The organism is Mesorhizobium sp. J8 (genome assembly GCF_016591715.1).
Lineage (GTDB): Bacteria > Pseudomonadota > Alphaproteobacteria > Rhizobiales > Rhizobiaceae > Mesorhizobium.
On the sequence record NZ_AP024109.1, the window covers coordinates 598,350 to 618,287 of the forward strand.

A 19,938-nucleotide genomic window follows, 5' to 3' on the forward strand; every position below is an offset into this window, starting at 1 on the left:
GAACGCCATGCTGGACAAACCCGCCTCTGCGCTGCGCATCCGCGAAAGGCTGCTCGAATCCGAACGGCTGATGGACGAGACCGGCTGCTATGACGGCATCACCGAGCTCAAGCTGCGCAACCAGGACCCGCTGAAATTCGAGACGCTGCACACCAAGCTGCGCGCCTATTGCGTGTCCGCGCGTGAGATGGCGCGCCGCATCTCCGCCTCGCCCGGCGTGCGCGAGGTCGGCGAGATGGTCGTCGCCATCTACACACCGGAAGGCGATGCCATCGCGCTCTCCAACGGCATCATGGTGCATGTGCACACGATGAGCCGTTTCATCAAATGGATGATCCGCAACGGCTACGAGGAAAACCCGCAGATCCGCGACGGCGACATCTTCGCCAACAACGACGCCTTTATCGGCACCGTCCAGGTGCCGGACGTGATGGACGTGGTGCCGATCTTCCATTCCGGCAAGCTGGTCGGCTGGGCCGGCGCCGTCTGTCACGAGCTCGAAGCCGGCGGCATCACCCCCGGCGGCGACGTGGCGCTGGCGCAGGAGCGCTTCACCGAAGGCCTGTTCGTCTGCGCCGAGAAGGTCGGCGAGAACGACGAGCTCAGGCGCGACTACGTCATCCGCTGCGAGCGCAATCTCCGCATGCCGATCTACTGGGTGCTGGACGAGAAGGCCAAGGTCGCCTCCTGCATCGACATGCGCGAAAGCGTTAAGGCGCTGATCGACGAGATCGGCCTCGACTACTGGATGCAGGTGTCGAAGGAGTTCATCGAGGAAGGACGCCGCGCGCAGCTTGCGCGCACCCGCCAGCTCACCGTGCCCGGCATCTACCGCGGCCACACCTTTTACGGCCATGTCACCGCCGGCAAACCGGGCTACCAGCCGCTCGGCGATCCCGACTGGCTCTACAACATGCCGATCGAGATGGAGATCACCACCGACGGCAAGATCATCATGGATTTCGAGGGCACGCAGCCCTGGGGCTACCATTCGATGAACTGCACGCCGGCCGGCATGGATGGCGGCATGTTCGTGACGCTGACCCAGCACATGAATTTTGAAGGTCTCGTCAATGACGGCGCCTGGATGGCGACCGAACTGAAGCTGCCCAAGGGCACCTGGACCAACCCCGACAACGAGATGGTGGCCACCGCCACCTCTTGGGCGTTGCTTTTGCCCGCCTATGGCGTCTTCCAGCGGCTCCTGTCGCGCTCCTTCATCGCCCGCGGCTTCGTCGAGGAGGCCTTTGTCGGCCAGGTCAACAGCCCGATGATCGAGATGGGAGGCACCAGCCAATACGGCACGCCCTTCGGCATGGCCCATTTCGAATGCGCCGCCGCCGGCTCCGGCGCGCTCGCGATCAAGGACGGCTTGGACACCGCCTATGTCGGCTGGAACCCGGAATCCGACATGGGCAACATCGAGATCTGGGAACAGAACATGCCGATGCTCTATATCGGCCGCTCCATCGTCCCCAACTCCGGCGGCGCCGGCAAATATCGCGGCGGCTGCTCCTTCCTGTCGACATGGCTGGTCTCGAAGACCGATCACCTGAGGTTGGTCACGTCCGAGCATTCGTCACGCGTCTTCGACAATGGCGGTCTGTGCGGCGGCTATCCGGCGCCGACCTGCCAGAAGCACCGCGCCGTGCGCGAGAGCAACATCTTCGAGCTGGCCGAAAATGGCGCGCCGCTGGCCCACCACACCGGCACCAATCCGTATCGCTCGGAGCTGGAGGTGCGGCTGGAAGGCGAGCATGTGACGCTGGAAGGGCCATACATCACAGCACCCCACAAGACGGGCGACGTCTTTACCCATTCCTACAATGGCGGCGGCGGTTACGGCGACGTGCTGGAGCGCGATCCGGTCAAGACCGCCTGGGATGTCGAGAACGGTTTTCTGACCAAGGAAGCGGCGCAAGGCATCTTCGGCATCGTGCTTGACGAGGACGCGGAAGGTTTTCCGGTCGCCAACCTCGAAGCCACCAAGCGCCATCGCGCCGAGATGCGCGCGAAGCGCCTGGCTCGTGCAAAACCGGTTTCGGAATGGATCGCCAGGGAGCGCGAACGGGTGAAGACGGCCGATTTCGCGCCGGAGGTGAAGAAGATGTACGCCAGCGCGATCAGGCTTTCGCCGCGCTTCACCAAGGATTTTTCGGCCTTCTGGGATGTCGACGCCAAATCGACTTTCGGCGTGGAGTAAGGGACCATGACCTCATACAGCAAGGAAGTCATCGCCGATCTGATTGCCGGCACGCTGCCCTGGCCGCAGACGCGTCGCATCATGAGCGCCTACAAGGACGACGACCGCTTCTTCAAATATGTCTCGGTGCTGCAGGACCGCGTCGGGTGGAGCGATCCGATCCTGCTCCCGGTCGGCGATCATCTCTTCATCTGCCAAAGCGGTGACGAGCGGGTGACGAAATGCGAATGCGGTCATTCCTTCGGCGACTATCGCAAGAACTGGAAGCTGAAGGCCGCGATCATCGTGCGCGACAGCGAGGAGACCCTGCGCGAGATCTACCCCAACAGCGACCTTCCGGACCCGGACTGGATGGAAATCCGCGAGTTCATCTGCCCGCAATGCGGGACGCTGCACGAGGTCGAGGCGGCCGCGCCGGGCTATCCGATCGTGCATGATTTCGAGCCCGATCTCGAAGGGTTCTATCGCGATTGGCTTGGCAAGCCGCTGGAGCCGTCGAACAAAGGAGGCTGATGCCGCAAATGGCCCGCGTCGCAGGCAAGGTGGCGCTCGTTACCGGAGCCGGTCTCGGCCTCGGGCGGGCGTCGTCGCTTTTGCTGGCGTCGGAAGGCGCCAGGCTCGTCGTCAGCGACATCGACGAGGGCCTCGCGACCCACACGGCGGCCGAGATCGTCAGGGCCGGCGGCGAAGCGCTGGCTCTGCGCCATGACGTGTCGAAGCCTGAGGACTGGCCGTCGGTCATGGCGACGATCGAGCAGCGCTTCGGGCGGCTCGACGTGCTGGTCAACAATGCCGGCATCGCGATCGCAAAAAACATCGAGGACACCTCGCTGGCCGAATGGCGGCGCACCATGGCGGTCAACCTGGACGGCGTCTTCCTCGGCTGCCAGGAAGGCATCAAGCTGATGAAGAAATCCGGCGGCGGATCGATCATCAACCTCTCTTCCATCGACGGCATCATCGGCGAGGCGGATCTTGCCGCCTACTGCGCCTCCAAGGGCGGCGTGCGCACCTTGACCAAGGCGGTGGCCGTGCACTGTGCCGAGCAGCGCTACGGCATCCGCTGCAATTCGATCCACCCCGGCTATGTCTGGACGCCGCAGACCGAGAACTATTTGCGCGATCTGGGCACGCTCGAGCAGGAGAAGGCCAAGGCGCTGTCGCGCCATCCGATCGGCTTCCTCGGGGAGCCGAACGACATCGCCTACATGGTCCTGTACCTCGCCTCGGACGAATCGAAATTCGTCACCGGCTCCGAAATGGTTGTCGACGGAGGCTATCTTGCAGTGTGAAGACGGAGTGCGTTCGCGATGACAAATCTCACTGGCCGCAGCGCCATCGTCACCGGCGGCTTTTCCGGCATGGGCTTTGCCATCGCCACGGCGCTCGCCAAGGCCGGCGCCAATGTCGCCGTCGGCTCCTATGTGGCGCCGCCGCAGGCGGGCAGGGCGGATGCCGCCTACTATCCCGCCGCCGACGAGATCGAGCGCGTGAAGTCGGCGCTGGCCGCCCACGGCGCCAAGGTGCATGCCGCCCATCTCGACGTGCGCGACAGCGCGCTCACCAACCTCTTCTTTGCCGAAGCCCAGGCGGCCGTCGGCCCGGCCGACATCCTGGTCAACGCCGCCGGCACCACGGCCGAGCAACCGGTCTGCGGCCATTCCGACGAGCTCTGGGACAAGATCGTCGACACCAATCTCACCGGGGCGTTCCGTACAACCCGCGCGGTCCTGCCCGGCATGATCGAACGCGGCTGGGGCCGCATCGTCAACATCGGCTCGACCGCGGCTTCCGTCGGCTGGAAGGACAATCCTGCTTACTGCGCCTCCAAGGCCGGCCTGCTCGGGCTGACGCGTTGCGTGGCGCTCGAAGGCGCAGCGCACGGCGTCACCTGCGTCATGATCAGCCCGACCTGGGTCGAGACCGAGCTGATGCGCCGCAATGTGGCGCAGGTCGTCGAGCGCGAAGGCAAGGGCCGCAGCGCAGAGGAACTGATGGACGAGTTCAGGAAAGGCAATCCCCAGGGGCGCATGATGCAGCCGGAGGAAATCGCGGCGCTCGCCGTCTTCCTTTGCTCGGACCTCGCCAGGGGGATCACCATGGAAAACATCCAGATCACCGGCGGCGCCTTGTGGTAGCGTCGGTTGGGGGTGATGGATTCCGGTCTCGTGGGAGGAGACCGGCATAGACGGAAGGACCATCAACCAACAGGGGAACTGACATGACGATAAGAAATGCCCTGCAAGGGACCGGTATTTGCCTCGCACTGATGCTTGCCGCAACGACGACCGGGCAAAGCGCCGATCTTGGCGCGAAGGACGAGCCGATCAAGCTCGCCATGCTGGAATGGACAGGCGCGCACGTCTCCACGCACATCGCCGGCCAGCTTCTGGAGAAGCTCGGCTATAAGGTCGAATACGTCACCGCCGGCAATTTCCCGCAATTTTCTGGCCTCGCCGACGGCTCGCTCAGCGCATCGGTCGAGATCTGGTTGAACAATGTCGGCGACATCTATCCGAAGGTGCTGGCCGCCAAGCAGATCGAGGATATCGGCAAGCTCGATCTGAAGACGCAGGAAGGCTGGATCTATCCGAAATTCATGGAAAAGGTCTGCCCTGGCCTGCCGGACTGGACCGCTCTAAATAAGCCCGAATGCGTGCAGGCATTGGCGACGCCTGAAACCGCGCCCAATGGCCGCTTCCTCGACTATCCGGCCGATTGGGGCTCGCGCGCGGCCACCATCCTTGCCGACAACAACATGCCCTACACCGCCGTGCCGTCCGGTTCCGAAGGCGCGCTGGTCGCAGAGCTCGAAGCCGCCGAAGCCGCCAAGACGCCGCTCATCATGATGTTCTGGGGTCCGCATTACGCGCTGGCCGAGAACGATGTCGGCTGGGTGACGATGCCGCCCTGCAAGGAGCAGACCAACGAGCACTGCATCACCCCACCTGATGTCGACAAGATTGTCTGGTCGGGCTTTGGCGCCAAATGGCCGGCGGCTTACGCCTTCCTCAAGGCCTTCAAGATGGATGCGACCGAGCAGCAGAAGATGATGCTGGCCGTCGATAAGCAAGGCAAGGATCTCGACGCCGTCGTCAAGGAATGGATCGACAAGAACGAGACGGTGTGGAAACCTTGGCTCGACGCCGCCAAGGGATAGTTCGCCGATGTGCCTGGCAAAGGCTGAGGGCACCATAGGCCCGGTCTCCGCAATGCGCGGAGCCGGGCGGGCGATCGGCGCGGGTGGTTAAGGATGAACACGGCCGCGCGTCCGATAAAGCTTGCCTGCCGAAATGTCTGGAAGGTCTACGGCCGGCGCCCGGCCTATTACTTCGACTCGCGCGGCTATATCATCGATCCCGATGCGCTGGCCGAGCGCCTGCGCGCCGAGGCGCATCTGCCGGCCGTGGTCGATGCCAGCTTCGAGGTGGCGACCGGCGAGATATTCGTCATCATGGGTCTGTCCGGCTCCGGCAAGTCGACCCTGGTGCGCTGCCTGTCGCGCCTAGTCGAGCCCAGCGCCGGCGAGATCCTGCTCGACGGCAGGAACCTGCTCGCCGCCAGCGGCAAGGAGCTCATCGAGCTGCGCCGCCACGCCATGGGCATGGTGTTCCAGAATTTCGGCCTGCTGCCGCATCTGAACGTGCTGGGCAACGTCGCCTTCCCGCTGAAGATCCAGGGCAAGCCGGCGAAGGAGCGCGAGGCCCGCGCCCGCGAGATGATCGCGTTGGTCGGGCTTGAAGGGCGCGAGGCGTCCTTCCCGCACCAGCTTTCCGGCGGCCAGCAGCAGCGCGTCGGCATCGCCCGCTCGCTCGCGGTGGGGCCGGAGCTCTGGTTCCTCGACGAGCCGTTCTCGGCGCTCGATCCGCTGATCCGCAAGCAGATGCAGGATGAGTTCCTGCGCCTGCAGCGCATGCTGAAGAAGACCATCGTCTTCATCACCCACGACATCGCGGAGGCCTTCCGCCTGGCCGACCGGCTGGCGATCATGCGGGCGGGCAAGATCGTGCAGATCGGCCGCCCCGCCGACATCGTGCTCAACCCGGCCGACGACTATGTCGCGCAGTTCACCGAGGACATGCCGCTGCTGCGCGTCATCACGGCCGGCGACATCGCCGCGCCCGCCAATGGCGCGGGGTTGCCGGAACGAAGCGTCGCCGCCGACACCAGCCTCGAGGCCCTGATCCCGCAACTCGCCTCGGGTGTGACGGCCTTCACCGTTCCTGGCGCGGGCGATAGACCGCCGGCGGTGCTCGACGCCGGCGCCGTGCTCGCGGTGCTCGAACGCGAGCAGGCGCGGCGCAAGAGCTCATGATGGCACCGGCCACGGTATTTCGGCCCTCCTCGCGGCTCGTCATGGAACCGGCGCTTCTGCCTTGGTGCGTGCTGGCCGTGCTGACGGCGCTTTGCCTGCTTCTCAAAACCGAGCTTCCCTGGCTGATCAATTTCCCCAAGGAATGGACGCTGCCGCTGGCCACTTACATCAACGCGGCGACCGACATTCTCGTCGCCGTCATCCAGCGGGGTTTCCGGGCGCTGTCCGCCCTGCTCGATGCGCCGATGCGCGGCGCGCGGCTGGCGCTCGCCTGGCTGCCCTGGCCGGCGGTGATGCTGGCCGTCGCCGTCCTCGCGCTGAAGTCGAGCGGTGAGCGGCTGGCGGTCTTCGCGCTCGCCACGCTCGCCTATATCCTGCTCGCCGGCTACTGGCCGCAGAGCATGAACACGCTAGCGCTGGTGCTGCTGGCGGTGCCGATCTCCACCGTGCTCGGCTTCCTGCTTGGCGTTCTGGGCTACGCTCGCCCGCGCTGGCGTCCGGTGCTCAATGGCGCGCTTGACCTGATGCAGACCGTGCCGGCTTTCGCCTATCTCATTCCGCTCCTGCTCCTGTTCGGCTTCGGTCCGGTGGTCGGGTTGATCGCCTCGGCGATCTACGCGACGCCGCCGATGGTGCGCAACACCATGCTCGGGTTGGAGCGCGTGCCGGCGGCGATCAGCGAGGCCGGCCTGATGAGCGGCTGCACGCGCCGCCAGCAATTCTGGCAGGTCGAGGTGCCGACGGCGCTGCCGCAGCTTCTCGTCGGCTTCAACCAGACGACGATGGCGGCGCTGTCGATGGTGATCGTCGCCGCCATCATCGGCGGCTTCGAAGACATCGGCTGGGAGGTGCTCTCCTCGATGCGCAAGGCCGAATTCGGCCAGAGCATCCTCTCCGGCCTGGTTATCGCGCTGCTCGCCATCCTCATCGACCGCCTCACCATCGGCTTCGCCAAGGCGCCGGAGACCGGGCCGACGCCCGCCATGCGCTGGATGACGCCGCGCCGGCTGGCCCTGTCGCTGTCCGTCGCGCTGGCGCTCGCCATCGTCATCCGGCTGGCCGCGCCCGATGCGACGCTTCTGCCGGAAACCGGGCTGCGCATGCAGATGGGCGCCGTCAACCAATGGCTGCTGGGGCTCGTGCGCGACTATGCCTGGTTCTTCAACGGCGTGCGCAATGCGGTGCTCTACTGCCTGCTTCTGCCGCTGCGCGTCGGTATTTCCGGCTCGGCGACGCCGGCGATGTGGGGCTTCTCGCTGCCGCCGTCCGTGCTGGTCGCTTATGTCGCCCTGGTGCTGGCCTTTGCCATCTTGGCGTTGCGCGGCTTCGGTTGGCGCGGGGCACTGGCGGTGCTGGCCGCCGGCTTTGTCTTCTATACCGGCTTTCTCGATCTGCCCTGGCCTGTCTTCATCCTTGCCGTCGCCTTGCTCGCCGGCCAGGTGGGCGGGCCGCGGCTCGGTTTTTTCGCGCTTGTCGGCTTCGGGCTGATACTGGTCAATGGCCTATGGCCTCAGCTGGTGCAGTCGCTCTATCTCTGCACGCTGGCGGTCCTGCTTTGCCTTCTGGTCGGCGGCGCGCTCGGAACATGGGCGGCGCATAACGATCGCGTCTCGCATATCCTGAAGCCGATCTGCGACGCGCTGCAGACGATGCCGCAATTCGTCTTCCTCATCCCGGCGCTCATGTTCTTCAAGGTTGGCGAGTTCACGGCGCTGATCGCCATCATGCTCTACGCCATCGTGCCGCCGATCCGCTATGTCGAGCACGGGCTGCGGCATGTCCGCCCCGATGTCGTCGAGGCGGTCGAGCAGATGGGCGCGACGCCGCTGCAGACCTTGCTGCAGGCCAAGCTGCCGCTCGCTCTGCCCGTCGTCATGCTCGGCCTCAACCAGACCATCATGGCGGCCCTGTCGATGCTGGCCATCGCCGCCCTTGTCGGCACGCGTGATCTTGGCCAGGCGGTCTATGTCGCGCTGGGCAAGGCCGATGCCGGCATGGGCCTGATCGCCGGCCTGTCGATCGCCTTCCTGGCGATCCTTGCCGACCGGTTGATCCAGGCAGCCGTTGCGCGTTCGGCCGCTGCTTCACATTGATCAGACAGGCGCCGGCACGCGCCCATTGGCAGGCCTCTCATCCTCGGCTGGAATGGCCACCCTGCGGCGCCGGAACGCCGGCAAGGGGATCAGCGTGAACAGGCCGTAATAGACGATGAAGGACGCCATGAAGTAGGGGCCGAGCATCTCGACCTCGAAGAAGGAGCGGATCAGCATCAACCCGATCGCGCCGGCAAGCACCACCGAATCGGCGCTCCAATCGCCGAACACCACTTTCGACACATGGCCGTAGAAAGCGCGCAGGATCACCAGCGCCAGCAGGGTGACGCCGATGAAGCCGATCTCGACCAGCGTCTCGACATAGGTGTTGTGGAAGTGGAAGCCGGAGCGGGTCGAGATGTAGAATTCCGCCCACAGCCGTTCCGGGTCGGCAAAGCCCTGCACCCAATAGGCGGCATAGCCATAGCCAAGCAGCGGATGCTGCTGCGCCGCCTCCCAGCCCTGCTCCCACAGATAGGTGCGGCCGGTGAGCGTCGAATCCTTGCCGAAGATGCCGAGCACGACATCCAGCAAGCCGAGGTTGAGCGCCGCCGCGACGCTTGTCACCAGCGCGCCGGCGCCGACGATGAACAGCACGCGGCGATAGCGCAGCGACAAGACCTTGGTCATGGTGAGGAGCATCACGACGCCGATCACCGCAGGCAGCGAGGCGACCGACGTCGCCGAATGGGCGATGGCGAGCATATAGACCGACAGAAGCATGATCGGCGCTGTCCAGATGAAGCCCAGCCAGTTGCGCCGGTAGAAGGCCATGAACGCAAGGCAGAAGAAGATGCCGAGCGAAGAGAAGAAACCGATCTGGTTCTTGGAGCCGAAGGCGCCGACGAAATTGACCGTGCCGTCGAGCGTGTCGAGCGCGTAACCGCCGACTCCGAGTGAATAGAGCAGAACGAAAAAGATGCCGATCAGCGAGCCCACCACCAGCGTGCGCACGCTGATGGTGCGCGCCGCGACATAGGCGCAGACGATGTGCGAGGCATATTGCACTCCCGCGCGCGCGCTGATGCCCGCCGCCTGGGACCAGAACACCGAGAAGCAGATATAGGTGGCTAGCAGAATGGGCAGCCAGGCGCTGGAAAGCCTCCAGGTGAAGCGCCGGTAGTCGACGAAGAGCAGCGGCAGCCACACGGCATAATAGGCAAGGATCAGGATCTGGCCGAAATTGGGCGAATAGGCGAAGGCGATCATGGAGACCGCGACGGCGAGGGTGCCGTAGGTTTCGTTGCGATCGGGATCGATCAGGATGGATTTGGGAATCTTCATACCGGATCTTGTCTGTTCCTAAGCCACGGCCCGCGCGCGCTGCATCTGCCGCTGCAGGAAGCGCCGCACCGGCTCGTCATAGACGCGCGTGGCGATGTCGGCGATGACGATGACAGAGGCCGCCATCACGAGGCCGAACCAGGGATGATGCGCGAAAGGATCGATCGAGAAGGCCTTGCCGGCGCCGGCGATGATCATCAGCATCGGCGTGTGGATGATGTAGATCGGGTAGGAAATCCGCCCGAGCCAGCCATAGAAGCCCGACAGAAGCGACGCGGTCGGCGCCGCCGCGCCGGTCATCACCATGATCGGGAAGACGATGACGATGGCCGCGAGGTCGTAGGCCACACGCGCGCCGCCGCCGGGCGCGATGGCGAAGACGGCAAGGGTGAGCAGGATCGCGCCTTCGACCCAGAGCCCGCGCCGCAGGAAGCCGAGGCTGCCTTGCCAATGCGCCATCGATCGGCAGAGCAGCACGCCGAGGAAGAAGGAGAATGTCACGCGCGGCAGGCCGCTGAGGATGGTGTTGCCGGTCATGCCGAAATCCAGCGTGCCCGCGAAAACCGAGGCGACGACGAGCAGCACCAGGCTGACGGCGACGATCCCCGTCAGCACGCGCCGTGTCAGCAGCACGAAGACCGCGACATAGGCGATGTTGACGATAAGCTCGAAGAACAACGACCAAGATGCCGGATTGAGCGGGAAGATCGTATGATAGGCGTCGCTGACCAGCGGGATGAAGAACATGCCGGTCGTCAGTTGCACGCCGATCTCGGAGAGCGGCATGTATTCGGCCGGCATCAGCCTGTTCTTCACCAGCAGGTAGAAGAAGCCGAGCAGCGTGCCGGCGAGATAGAGCGGATAGAGCCGGATCAGGCGGATGGCCACGAACGTGCCGAAGCCCATGCCGTTCTCGATCTTGCGGTCATAGGCATGCGCGATGACGAAGCCGCTGAGAAGGAAGAAAAGATCGACCGCGAGATAGCTCGACGGCAGCACCTTGCCGTCGGCCAGGAATGGCGAGAAATGGTAGAGCATCACGCTGATCGCCGCCACGCCGCGGATGGCGTCGAGGTTCAGATAGACGTGACGCGGGACTGCGGGTTGCATGTTATGCCTTCAAGCGGTCCAAACAGATCGCTCGCCCGCGCCGCGACGCGAACGAGCCAGGGCTTGTCCCTCCAGCCTCCGTTTCCCGGCCCGATTCGGGTAAGCCGGGGACGGCGGCGCTACTGGCTGGCCGTCGGCGCCAGCTTTACCTTGATCACGTCGCCCGGCAGGACGGGCGTGTCTTCCTTGGCCTCGACCTCGCTCGTCTTACCGTCGGCAACGCGCACCAGCGAGTAGAGCAGGGTCGGCTCCTGGTCGCCGGTCATGCTGGCCGCCGTCGCGGGGTCCGACGCCTGCGCGATCAGACCCTTCTGCATGCCGGCCTTCAACGTCGCCTCGTTCAGGTCGGCCTCGGTCTGCTGGCGGTTGGCGGTAAGGGTGGAGTTGAGCGAGTTCCTCGCGTCGATGGCGTCCTGTTCTGCCTTGCTGATTGACTGCTTGGCGGTGAGGATGGCCGTCTCATAGTCGAGGATCTTGCCCTGCAGGTCGGTGACCGACTGTTGCGAGGAAAGCAGCCGCGCATTGGCGACTAGGCCTTTCTGCGCCAGCGGACCGATGCTTTCGGCCTGTTTCTCGGCCAGGTCGACCTGTTTCTGCTGGTTGGTGATCTTCTTCTGCAACGATTCGATTTCGGACTGCAGGACGCCTTTCAGATCGTCGAGGGCATCGAGCTTCAGCTTCAGCGATTTCTGGTCGGAGACCAGGATCGCCATTTCGTCGGCGACGATGGGCGGCAGTCTCGGATCGCCCTCGATCTCCTTGGGGACCTCGAAACTCGTCTTCCCGGCGAGGTCGGCGTCGATTCTGGCTCGCTTGACGAGGAGGCGGATACGCTGGTCGTCATAGATGTCATAGCTGCCCTTGGCGGTGACCAGATCCTTGCCGAGTTGGGGACCATAGTCGGCGTTGCGCCTTATGCCGCCGGCGATGCTGATTGCCTTGAGCACGGTCAGATCGGGCACGAAGGGAAACTGGCCGGGATTCTGAACCTCGCCCGAAATGTAGAACGGTCGGAACTGCGCCATCTCGACCGAGGCTTCCGGCTTGTCGGGTAGCGCTAGCTTACGCTGCAGCGCGAGCCCGATCGCCGAAGCGATCTCCGCCGTCGTCTTGCCGGCGGCCTGCATGTCGCCGACGAACGGCACCGACAGCGTCCCGCCCGGGCCGACCGAATACTCGCCATTGATGGCCGACCAGTCGCGGAACGTGCCGTCGACCGTCTGCCATTCGGCGACGCGGATGTTGAGCTTGTCCAGGGGGCCAAGCTGATAATCGCCAGCGGCAGCCAATTGCGGCATGGCCAGCGACGCCGCAAGCAAGAAGCCCGCGACGCGGGCTGGTGTCCGGGATATGAGACTGCAGGCGAAAGACAGTCCGAAGAGGTCTTTTGTCAAATGAACGTTTCCGATCCGCTTTGGCCCCATCCGCCCGATGAGATCACTTTCGGATGCCCGCCCCGCGATCGGCGGAGCAGGCCCGTCGGTCAATAGCTGCCGCGCGACATCCACACGGCAGGAACTGTCTTGAAGATGATGCGAATATCCTCGAACAGCGACCAGTTCTCGACATAGTGGCGGTCGAAGGCGACGCGCGTGTCGTAGGACACGTCATTGCGGCCGCTCACCTGCCACAGCCCGGTGAGACCCGGGCGCGACTTCAGGTAATAGACAGCGGCGCTGCCATAGATCTCCAATTCGTCGCGCACCACCGGGCGCGGGCCGACAAGGCTCATGTCGCCTTGCAGGATATTGAGGATCTGCGGCAGCTCGTCGAGGCTGAGCTTGCGAAGCACCGCGCCGACGCGAGTGACGCGCGGATCGTTCTTCAGCTTGCGCGTTGCGATCCATTCGGCGTTGGCTTCCGGATTGGCCGCCAGATAGGCGGCGAGCACGCGCTCGCCGTCCGGAACCATGGTGCGGAATTTGAGGCAGGAGAAAATCCTGCCGCCGCGGCCGATCCGCTTATGGCCATAAAAGATCGGACCGTTGTCCGAAAGCTTGACCAGCAGGGCGACCATCAGGAAGAGCGGGCTGAGCAAAATCAGCCCTGCCAGGGAACCGACGATATCGAAGCTGCGTTTGATTAAACCGCCGATGGGGGGTGGAAAATCAACGCCGGCCTGGGCAAAACCCGCATTAGCCGACTTGGCGACGTCCCTCATGCAGAAGCTCCATACGTTGAACGGATGGTTTACGGCAAGATATCAAAAAAATGCTGCAGCGCAACACACAATTTCCCATCGGTCTGAAATGTTCACGTCATGAATTGACTAAATAATAAACCTGGCCTGCCCAAATTTTCACCTTTGTGGCACGTTTATGACAAGGTGACGGAAAACCAGGAAAATGTAGTCCGGGTTTTGGGCCGTTTTTGGACAGTGCATTCTTTGCTGCAGAAGAAGTTCGGTTGCAGGGCGCGAGAATCACTCGCGGCGGTAAGTTATTCAGATAAAATACTAATCAAAAGCACGAGTTTTACTGAGGACGCAGCGGCGGCATTGAATAGCTAGCGGAGCCACAGTGTGCGTCGCAGCATGGCGGAGTCGATCTCGTAAAATCCTTGGAAACCATACGTTCAGGGCCTTGCTGGAACCGGCCCGCCTTAATAGAGTCGCAAATTGTTCCTGTCATTGTCTGCATGGGTAAGGAAGGCCGGAAGCAACCGGCCGGATTGGGCAGCCACAAAGAGCTCTTTGGCGCAACGGGGAGTACGCGGGTGGGTAAGTCGCAGCTTCTGCATGCTCGTCTCGGTTGAAGGGCCGGCGAACATGTCTCTGCCAAAATTCATCATCGGCATGATGTTCGCGCTCGCGATCGTCATCGGCTGGTCATATTTCGACGGCGCATCGGCGGGCACCATCCTCTTGCGCGCCATCGTTTGCGCCGTCATTATCCAGGCGGGCTATTTCCTTCTGGTCTTCGCCATGGTCGGCAGAGCCACGCCGACATCGGCGGACAAGGTCCGTGAATCCGACCGCGGCGCGATCCTGAACAAGGTCGCCGAAGGCGAAAAGCTAAGCGCCAGGCGCAGCCTCCACTGACCGTTCGACCGGCGCCGGGGCCGGTCCGGCCTCGACCGCGGTGTCGCGCTCGGCCTGTTCGCCCGACAGCATCCTGGCAAGACGGCTGCCGGCTTTTGCCTTCAGCCGCCGATATTGTCCGACCTCGACGATGCGCCCGTTCTCGATGGCCACGACCCAGTCGGCGAAGGCGATCATCGATGGCCGGTGCGCGATGGTCAAAATCGTCATCTGGCCGCGCAGCGACTCGATCGATTGGGCGATCAGCGATTGATTCTGCCAGTCGAGCGCGCTCGTCGCCTCGTCGAGGATGAGGAGCGAGGGCTTGCGCAGCAGCGCCCGCGCCAAAGCGATGCGCTGCCGCTCGCCGCCGGAGAGCCGCACACCGCGGTCGCCCACCACCGTCTCCAGCCGCAATGCCAGCCGCTCCACGAAATCGGCCGCATGGGCGTTGCGCAGCGCCGCCCAAAGCTCGTCGTCATTGGCCCCCGGCGCTGCAAGGCGCAGATTGGCGGCGATCGTGTCATGCAGCAGGAACACGTCCTGCGGTACGTAGGCGACCTGATCGCGCCAGGCCCTGCGGTTCCGGGCGGTGATCTCCACGCCGTCGGCCAGGATCCTGCCGCTGGTTGGTTCGAGCAGGCCGAGCAGCATGTCGGCGATCGTGCTCTTGCCCGAGCCGGAAGGGCCGATCAGCGCCGTTACCTTGCCGGCAGGCAGGCCGAAGGTGATGTCGCTGACCACCGGGTGCCCGTCTCCTTCGCCATAGGCGAAGCAGATATCGCGGATGTTGAGGCCCGTCTCGAGCGAGAGTCTCGCGCCCTGTTCGGCCGCGCTTTCTTCCGGCTCGCGCTCGGCATCGAAACGGGCCTGGAGGCTCTGCATTGAAGCATAGGCCGGCAGGTTGATCAGCACCTGCTGGGTCTGGAGCTGCATATCCATGAAGCGCGGCGCGACGCGCATGAAAACCAGGAGCAGCACGACGATCTCGGCAAGCGACAGGTGGAAGCCGACCAGCGCGATATAGATGAACAGGCTGAGCCCGATCACGCTCGTAACCTGGAACAGCGCGGTGCCCAGCGACGAGTTGCGGACGAAGGCGATGTTGTCGGACTTCATCCTGTCCAGCGTCGCGCCGAGCTCGGCAAAATAGCTTGCCTCGACGTTCAGGCTCTTGGCCACCTTGATGCCGCCGAGAAACTCGGAGACCGTGCGGTACTGGTCCTGGCGGTTGCCGGTCAGCGTCCGGCCATAGGCGCTGGCGCGTGCCCTGAACGGCTGCAAGGCGATCAGCAGCACCAGGCCGATGAAAATGGCAAAGCATGTCATCACCGGCGAGATGAAGAGCGAGACCACGAGATAGCCGGTGAGAAGCAGCGTGGCCTGGGTGAGCATCAGCAGCGAGAAGGCCGCGACCTGTACCCGGTCGACATCGCCGTTCAGCGCATGGTCGAGGTCGGAGCTGCGGATGCGGGTGAACACGCCCCAGCGTGCCTTGCCGACGCTCTCGAACAGGTTCATGCGCACGCGGTTGACGAAGTCGTAGAGCAGCCGCGCCATGTAGACCGACTTGAAGCGGTTGAAAACCGCTTGCAGCGTCACCAGCGCGACGAGCAGGGAAAGCACGGTGGCGAGCGACAGCGTTCCGCCGGGCACCAGCCAATGGAGAGCCTCCGGCACCCGAACCGCGTAATTCTGCTCGGCCTTGCCGATCAGGCGCAGCAGCGGAACGAGCAGCAGGATGGAGGCGCCTTCGGTGAGGCTTCCCAGGATCAGGAAGGCAAGCGCCGTCGCCGTGCGCCGCCCGCCGACATGCGCCATCATCGCGCCGAAGCCGGCGACATCCCGGAAGAACGACAGGCGAAGCTTCGAGGACCAGCCCATGCCTTGGCTCACCTTGTCTCGGACGCCAGGTCGGTTTCGATCGCGGCGACCGCCTCGTCGATCCGGGCGAGCCCGGCCGGCACTTCGAGGCGGCTGAGGCCGACGCGTCCGGCGACCTGTGCGCATTGGCCGAGATGCACGGAGGCGGAATCGCCCGGCAGCGCCTGCCGGCCGAACCGCGTGATGTAGGAGAATTTGATGACCGCCGGCAGCGCGGCGGCCCCGGTCAGCGGCGAGATCGCCGCCCGCGCGCCGCGCTCGAGCACATAGAGGCGCGACACCGGCACTGCTTCGCCGGCAAACCCGTCGCGCAGCCGGTGCTGCGCCTTGTCGATTTGCGGATGCACTTGCGGGCGTACCTCCGCTTGCTCGAGGCGAATGGCGCCGGCCGCATCCGCGGCGAGCTTGAGCTGCGGAAATCCGGGCAGGATCATCGGCCGCCCGGGATCGGATAAGTCCAGCGCCACGACGTCGTCGGTGAGCAGGCGGTGGCCGGCGCGGATCATCGCGCCCGCCGTCGTCGACTTGCCGGCGCCCTTGTCGCCCATGAAGATCACGCTCTTGCCGCCGACGGCGATGGCGCTGGCATGCAGGACGAGCAGCCCGCGCCGATGCAGGGCGAGCGCCATCACCGGCCCGAGCAGCGGAAAGGCAAGCAGCGGGTCGCCCACGCCTGGCGCTGGATCGACGTCGATCCGCTTGCCGTCGCTGATCATGAAGGTGCCGACCGCCTGCCAGGAAAGATATTGGCGCGTGGACTCGAACCGGAACGCCGTGGCGCCCTGCGATGCGGCGTCGGGGAAGTCGACCGGCCCGACCGCGATCTCCAGGTCCGGCGTCGCCGGCGCCGCCGGTTCGAGTTCCGGCAGGGCCACTTCCGAACGGACGATCAGCCCGTAGGCCTTGTAGAAATGGCGGACCCGTCCGCCCGGCGCCGCCGTCTCGGTGGCGGGCCCGGGCCGCGCAAGGGACGCGATCGGAAGGTTCATGCAGGGCTTCCTTGGACTTGCCGCAGCCACAATGACAGCGAAACCGAGCGCCAGACATGCTGGACGTCGGGCAGCGTCGCCTGCTCGGGCCGGCTGAGCAGGCGCTCATAGACCGCGTTCACTTCAGGCAGGTTGACATAGGGCGCGATCCGCTCGCTGTCCGATATCAGCAGCCTGTCCAGAAGTTCGCGATGGTTGCCGAGCATGCCATTGACCAGATTGGCGGTGAAATCGATCTTGTCGCGCCGCCATTGCACCGCAGGCGGCAGAATGCCTTGCATGGCCCGGCGCAGCACATGGCGGCCGAAACCGTCCCTGAGCTTTTCCTCGCCGGGCAGCGCCAAGCAGAATTCGACGAGGGGCTTGTCCCAGAACGGATAACGCGGCTCGACACCGAAATTGGCGGCGGCCTTATCAAGCACTTCGAAGGCGTGCGGGACCAGCCCGGTCGACAGAAGCCAGCGATGCGTCAGCGCTTCGCTGGCCGTGACGGCTGCGGGCATGTAGCCGCTGCGATGAAAGCGCTCGGCAAGATCGGTGCGCCTGGCAAGCTCCGGATTGACCAGGCCCGTCCAGGCGGCGCGCGCGGTTTGCGCCGGCCTGCGCCGCGCCTTGCCGACGACGCGTCTGGCCATCGACCTCACCCGGGCGATCCGCCAGGCCGGTCCGTAGATGGTCAGGAACTTGAAATAGAGCGAGAGCATGCCCTCGCCATAGGTATTGGCGGCGCTGCGCAGCTCGCGCCACAGCTCCAGCCACCTGCCGGCATTGGCGAGTTCATGAAGGTGTCCATGGCCCTGCGAGACGACCTCGTCGCCGCCGTGCCCGTCGAGAAGCACTTTGACGCCCTTTGCGCCGGCGGTGCGGTAAAGGTCGCGAGTCAGCGACAGGCCGGGCGCCAGGAACGTGCCTTCCTGCTCCTCCAGAATGCGATCGAATTCGGCGAAGGGCGCGTAATTGCCCACCGCAATCAGCGTGGCGTCGAGCGGATTGTCGGCGAGGACCGCATCGATGAACGGCTTCTCGTCCATCGGCGAGCCCTTGTCGAAGACCAGTGAGAAGGTCTTGAGCTTCGGATTGCGCTTCGCCGCCGCGCGAACACCGGCAACGCAAGCGATCGAGGAGGAATCGAGCCCGCCGCTCAGCATGGCGCCGACGGCCGGCGTGCCGCGCATGCGGTTCTCCACCGATTGCGCAAAGAGATGCCTGAATTCCTCGGCCGCGTCCGAGCGCGGCGGCCGTTGCGAAGGCTCGATGTGCCAGTAGCGCCGCAGCGCCACCTGTCGGTCCGCCACCATCATGCTGTGCCGTGCCGGCAGGCGGAAGATCTCGGCATAGGGCGTAGCCTGGGGATCGTCCGGCAGACCGGCGAGGAAGCCGGAAATCTGGTGCTCGCTGAGGCGCCTGCCGACGCCGTCGAGCGCCAGGATAGGCCCGATCTCCGAGGCGAACGCAAAACGCTTGCCGGTCGCATGATAGTAGAAAGGTTTGACGCCGAAATGGTCGCGCGCGCAAAACAGCGCCTGGCGTTCGCCATCCCATATCGCGAAAGCGAAATCGCCCTGCAGGTAGATCGGGCAGGCCTCGCCCCATTTGAGGTAGGCGCGCATGATGAGCGCCGCGTCGGCCATCGACCGGTCGCGCAGGCCGAGCCGCGCCAGAAGCTCGTCGCGATTGTCCAGCCGGCAGTCAGCGGTGATGGCGAGCTTGCCGCCGGCCATCGTCAGCGGGCCGTGGCCGTCCTCGCCGGTCGTATCGAGCCAGGCGTGGCCGAGCGCCACGCTGCCCTCGCTCCACCAAGAACTGCCGTCGCGGGCGCGGTGGCGCATGCGCGAAAGCATCTCCTGGATATCGCCGGCCCCGGCGGGCCGGCCATTGTCGTCATGCACGATTCCGGCGACGCCGCTCATTGCTCACGACCCATGGTCGACCAGATGGGCAAAGCCGTTGATCGAACCGCCGAGCACGATGTGGTTGCCGCTCATCAGCCACGCATGCGCCTTGAGCGTGCTGCCGGTGCCTTTCTCGATGCCGATGCTGATCTTCGAGGCATTGCCCTGGCGGGCGAGCAGATATTGCCCGGCCAGCGCCTGGGTGAGGCACGTGGCGCCCGGCACGAGCCGCGCCGCTGCGGCGACGCCCCAGGCGACACGCCGCAGATCGGCGACGCTGGCGTCGCGCCTGGCATCCAGCCGCGTGACCGCGCCGCGGACACGGTTGTAGGAGGACAGCGTCAGCGCGAGCCGCACTGCGCTCACCACCACCAGGCAGCGCGCCAGGAACAGCATCTCCCGGCCGCTCAGCGAGCGGAGCCTAGACCAGTTCCTCACGATGGAGCCTCGCAAGCCCTGCTTCGCTCAGCCCCCTGAGCAAACCCTCGACGTCCGCCTTGCAGCGCTCCGCATCGACATTGTAGCGCGCAAGCACGGCGCTGCGGATATCGAGGATCGATCGCGGCTCCTGGATCTGCTCCCAGATGAAGGCGCCGACGCCGTTCAGGCTGTAATAGACGTTGGATTTGAGATGGAGCAGCGCCAGTCCGGGGCCGAATTCACACGCGACCGCCTCGCCGGTCGCAACCACGCGGTCATGGTCCGAGGGGTTCCAGTCCATGCTAAAACCTCGTTGCTGGCCCCGCGCCCTTGGGCCTTTCGCCGTGGATCGGTTGCCGACGATCCTCGGCAGGAAGCCGGGGGACAGAAGCCCCCCGGCTCACCTGGTGGAGAGCATCCGGAGCCCCAACTTAGACACCCGGTTGCCTGTGAGCTTTAGCTTTAGGAGAAGGTCAGCTCGCCGACCGGCGTGTGCGCGGGGAAGCTCGCGTCAAGCGCCGTCGTGCCGGCACCGCCCTGCGTGATCGTTTCAATCGAACCGTGAACCGTCAGGCTGGGGGTTTCGTACTCATGCTTTTCAACATTCTGTTCCATTTTACTCTCCAACTGAGGACTGGAAGCGGCTGCAGAATGCCGCCAGCATATCGCTATGCTGCAACGCAATTGCTGCACGGCACCATTCATGAGTCAAGCGTGATTTACCAACCG

Annotated in this window: 18 protein-coding genes; 8 read left to right on the forward strand and 10 right to left on the reverse strand. The window is 64.7% G+C overall.

Translation table 11 applies throughout. The features are described 5' to 3' along the window. Window positions 1-7 precede the first annotated feature (7 nt). The 7 genes from MJ8_RS02880 (at window position 8) to MJ8_RS02910 (ending at window position 8,611) form a co-directional block, all read left to right on the forward strand. Complete coding sequence (locus tag MJ8_RS02880; protein ID WP_201412998.1) at window positions 8-2,203, forward strand: hydantoinase B/oxoprolinase family protein; 2,196 nt, start codon at window positions 8-10, stop codon at window positions 2,201-2,203. A 6-nt stretch (window positions 2,204-2,209) separates the two neighbouring features. Beyond that, the gene (locus tag MJ8_RS02885) at window positions 2,210-2,716 is read left to right on the forward strand and encodes an acetone carboxylase subunit gamma (protein WP_201412999.1); all 507 of its coding nucleotides are present in this window, start codon (window positions 2,210-2,212) and stop codon (window positions 2,714-2,716) included. An 8-nt stretch (window positions 2,717-2,724) separates the two neighbouring features. Further along, window positions 2,725-3,495 carry a glucose 1-dehydrogenase gene (locus MJ8_RS02890; protein WP_201413000.1) on the forward strand — a complete coding sequence of 257 codons (771 nt, stop codon included), beginning with the start codon at window positions 2,725-2,727 and terminating at the stop codon, window positions 3,493-3,495. A gap of 18 nt (window positions 3,496-3,513) precedes the next feature. Further along, the gene (locus tag MJ8_RS02895) at window positions 3,514-4,341 is read left to right on the forward strand and encodes an SDR family NAD(P)-dependent oxidoreductase (protein ID WP_201413001.1); all 828 of its coding nucleotides are present in this window, start codon (window positions 3,514-3,516) and stop codon (window positions 4,339-4,341) included. Between the two features lie 83 nt (window positions 4,342-4,424). Next, a complete protein-coding gene (locus tag MJ8_RS02900) occupies window positions 4,425-5,363 on the forward strand; it encodes an ABC transporter substrate-binding protein (RefSeq protein ID WP_201413002.1) in 939 nt (312 codons plus the stop codon). 93 nt (window positions 5,364-5,456) lie between these two features. After that, window positions 5,457-6,518, forward strand: a complete 1,062-nt coding sequence (locus tag MJ8_RS02905; protein WP_201413003.1) for a quaternary amine ABC transporter ATP-binding protein — start codon at window positions 5,457-5,459, stop codon at window positions 6,516-6,518. Further along, complete coding sequence (locus MJ8_RS02910; protein ID WP_210345616.1) at window positions 6,518-8,611, forward strand: ABC transporter permease; 2,094 nt, start codon at window positions 6,518-6,520, stop codon at window positions 8,609-8,611. The genes MJ8_RS02905 and MJ8_RS02910 overlap by 1 nt, the downstream gene beginning before the upstream one ends. Here the strand turns inward: MJ8_RS02910 and MJ8_RS02915 are convergent, their stop codons facing one another. The 4 genes from MJ8_RS02915 to MJ8_RS02930 form a co-directional block, all read right to left on the reverse strand. Further along, the gene (locus MJ8_RS02915; protein ID WP_201413005.1) at window positions 8,612-9,895 is read right to left on the reverse strand and encodes an O-antigen ligase family protein; all 1,284 of its coding nucleotides are present in this window, start codon (window positions 9,893-9,895) and stop codon (window positions 8,612-8,614) included. A gap of 18 nt (window positions 9,896-9,913) precedes the next feature. Next, entirely contained in the window at window positions 9,914-11,005 is a 1,092-nt protein-coding gene (locus MJ8_RS02920; protein ID WP_201413006.1) for an acyltransferase family protein, read from the reverse strand. 119 nt (window positions 11,006-11,124) lie between these two features. Further along, on the reverse strand, window positions 11,125-12,303 hold the full coding sequence (locus MJ8_RS02925) for a polysaccharide biosynthesis/export family protein (RefSeq protein WP_225248111.1): 1,179 nt from the start codon (window positions 12,301-12,303) through the stop codon (window positions 11,125-11,127). Between the two features lie 185 nt (window positions 12,304-12,488). Next, a complete protein-coding gene (locus MJ8_RS02930; RefSeq protein WP_201413008.1) occupies window positions 12,489-13,166 on the reverse strand; it encodes a sugar transferase in 678 nt (225 codons plus the stop codon). Between the two features lie 606 nt (window positions 13,167-13,772). On the opposite strand from MJ8_RS02930, the gene MJ8_RS02935 reads away from it, so the two are divergent. Continuing rightward, window positions 13,773-14,045 (forward strand): exopolysaccharide production repressor exox, encoded by a 273-nt coding sequence (locus tag MJ8_RS02935; RefSeq protein WP_201413009.1) that lies wholly within the window; start codon window positions 13,773-13,775, stop codon window positions 14,043-14,045. On the opposite strand, the gene MJ8_RS02940 is transcribed toward MJ8_RS02935, so the two are convergent. From MJ8_RS02940 to MJ8_RS02965, 6 genes are all read right to left on the reverse strand, one after another. After that, entirely contained in the window at window positions 14,019-15,908 is a 1,890-nt protein-coding gene (locus MJ8_RS02940) for an ABC transporter ATP-binding protein (protein WP_201413010.1), read from the reverse strand. The two genes, MJ8_RS02935 and MJ8_RS02940, sit on opposite strands and share 27 nt — an antisense overlap. An 8-nt stretch (window positions 15,909-15,916) precedes the next feature. Continuing rightward, window positions 15,917-16,897: a serine kinase gene (locus MJ8_RS02945; protein WP_225248112.1), complete on the reverse strand. Its 981-nt coding sequence runs from the start codon at window positions 16,895-16,897 to the stop codon at window positions 15,917-15,919. Next, a complete protein-coding gene (locus MJ8_RS02950; RefSeq protein ID WP_201413011.1) occupies window positions 16,894-18,807 on the reverse strand; it encodes a lasso peptide isopeptide bond-forming cyclase in 1,914 nt (637 codons plus the stop codon). The genes MJ8_RS02945 and MJ8_RS02950 overlap by 4 nt, the downstream gene beginning before the upstream one ends. 3 nt (window positions 18,808-18,810) lie before the next feature. Further along, window positions 18,811-19,227 (reverse strand): lasso peptide biosynthesis B2 protein, encoded by a 417-nt coding sequence (locus MJ8_RS02955; protein ID WP_225248113.1) that lies wholly within the window; start codon window positions 19,225-19,227, stop codon window positions 18,811-18,813. Further along, entirely contained in the window at window positions 19,211-19,510 is a 300-nt protein-coding gene (locus tag MJ8_RS02960) for a PqqD family protein (RefSeq protein ID WP_201413012.1), read from the reverse strand. Before MJ8_RS02960 ends, MJ8_RS02955 begins: the two co-directional genes overlap by 17 nt. Before the next feature lie 161 nt (window positions 19,511-19,671). Next, window positions 19,672-19,824: a lasso RiPP family leader peptide-containing protein gene (locus MJ8_RS02965; protein ID WP_095769314.1), complete on the reverse strand. Its 153-nt coding sequence runs from the start codon at window positions 19,822-19,824 to the stop codon at window positions 19,672-19,674. Window positions 19,825-19,938: the final 114 nt, after the last annotated feature.

Excerpts from the sequence above, each read along its gene's own strand:
- MJ8_RS02880 (WP_201412998.1), top strand. The coding sequence starts at position 8 with ATGCTGGACAAACCCGCCTCTGCGCTGCGCATCCGCGAAAGGCTGCTC.
- MJ8_RS02885 (WP_201412999.1), top strand. The coding sequence starts at position 2,210 with ATGACCTCATACAGCAAGGAAGTCATCGCCGATCTGATTGCCGGCACG.
- MJ8_RS02890 (WP_201413000.1), top strand. The coding sequence starts at position 2,725 with ATGGCCCGCGTCGCAGGCAAGGTGGCGCTCGTTACCGGAGCCGGTCTC.
- MJ8_RS02895 (WP_201413001.1), top strand. The coding sequence starts at position 3,514 with ATGACAAATCTCACTGGCCGCAGCGCCATCGTCACCGGCGGCTTTTCC.
- MJ8_RS02900 (WP_201413002.1), top strand. The coding sequence starts at position 4,425 with ATGACGATAAGAAATGCCCTGCAAGGGACCGGTATTTGCCTCGCACTG.
- MJ8_RS02905 (WP_201413003.1), top strand. The coding sequence starts at position 5,457 with ATGAACACGGCCGCGCGTCCGATAAAGCTTGCCTGCCGAAATGTCTGG.
- MJ8_RS02910 (WP_210345616.1), top strand. The coding sequence starts at position 6,518 with ATGGCACCGGCCACGGTATTTCGGCCCTCCTCGCGGCTCGTCATGGAA.
- MJ8_RS02915 (WP_201413005.1), bottom strand. The coding sequence starts at position 9,895 with ATGAAGATTCCCAAATCCATCCTGATCGATCCCGATCGCAACGAAACC.
- MJ8_RS02920 (WP_201413006.1), bottom strand. The coding sequence starts at position 11,005 with ATGCAACCCGCAGTCCCGCGTCACGTCTATCTGAACCTCGACGCCATC.
- MJ8_RS02925 (WP_225248111.1), bottom strand. The coding sequence starts at position 12,303 with ATGCCGCAATTGGCTGCCGCTGGCGATTATCAGCTTGGCCCCCTGGAC.
- MJ8_RS02930 (WP_201413008.1), bottom strand. The coding sequence starts at position 13,166 with ATGAGGGACGTCGCCAAGTCGGCTAATGCGGGTTTTGCCCAGGCCGGC.
- MJ8_RS02935 (WP_201413009.1), top strand. The coding sequence starts at position 13,773 with ATGTCTCTGCCAAAATTCATCATCGGCATGATGTTCGCGCTCGCGATC.
- MJ8_RS02940 (WP_201413010.1), bottom strand. The coding sequence starts at position 15,908 with ATGGGCTGGTCCTCGAAGCTTCGCCTGTCGTTCTTCCGGGATGTCGCC.
- MJ8_RS02945 (WP_225248112.1), bottom strand. The coding sequence starts at position 16,897 with ATGAACCTTCCGATCGCGTCCCTTGCGCGGCCCGGGCCCGCCACCGAG.
- MJ8_RS02950 (WP_201413011.1), bottom strand. The coding sequence starts at position 18,807 with ATGAGCGGCGTCGCCGGAATCGTGCATGACGACAATGGCCGGCCCGCC.
- MJ8_RS02960 (WP_201413012.1), bottom strand. The coding sequence starts at position 19,510 with ATGGACTGGAACCCCTCGGACCATGACCGCGTGGTTGCGACCGGCGAG.
- MJ8_RS02965 (WP_095769314.1), bottom strand. The coding sequence starts at position 19,824 with ATGGAACAGAATGTTGAAAAGCATGAGTACGAAACCCCCAGCCTGACG.